Origin of the sequence: Gottfriedia acidiceleris (genome assembly GCF_004138285.1) — a bacterium.
GTDB classification, from domain to species: Bacteria; Bacillota; Bacilli; order Bacillales; family Bacillaceae_G; genus Gottfriedia; species Gottfriedia acidiceleris_A.
Genome location: NZ_SCFN01000085.1, coordinates 1 through 244 on the forward strand (window position 1 = coordinate 1; position 244 = coordinate 244).

1 protein-coding gene is annotated in these 244 nt (G+C 36.9%); it reads left to right on the forward strand.

All coding sequences use genetic code 11. The features are described from left to right. Positions 1-65 precede the first annotated feature (65 nt). On the forward strand, positions 66-176 hold the full coding sequence (locus EP747_RS25015; RefSeq protein ID WP_268895692.1) for a DUF3967 domain-containing protein: 111 nt from the start codon (positions 66-68) through the stop codon (positions 174-176). Positions 177-244: the final 68 nt, after the last annotated feature.

Genomic DNA, 244 nt, shown 5'->3' on the forward strand with positions numbered 1-244 from the left:
AAGAAGAATTTAATAAAGCCTTATTTGCTAAACTCCAGGAGCAACAAACATACCTGGATAAAAAGCTGGATAAACGTGACCAAGATTTAATGCATCTAATAAGAGATACACAAGAAACAAAAAAAATGATAGCAGCTACACAACAAAAAAAGTGGTGGAACTTTTGGAGCCGATAAAAAGAAAAAACCGCGCTTATGGTAAGCACGGTTTTTTGGTGATTCCAGACGTGGTGTACGACTGGATC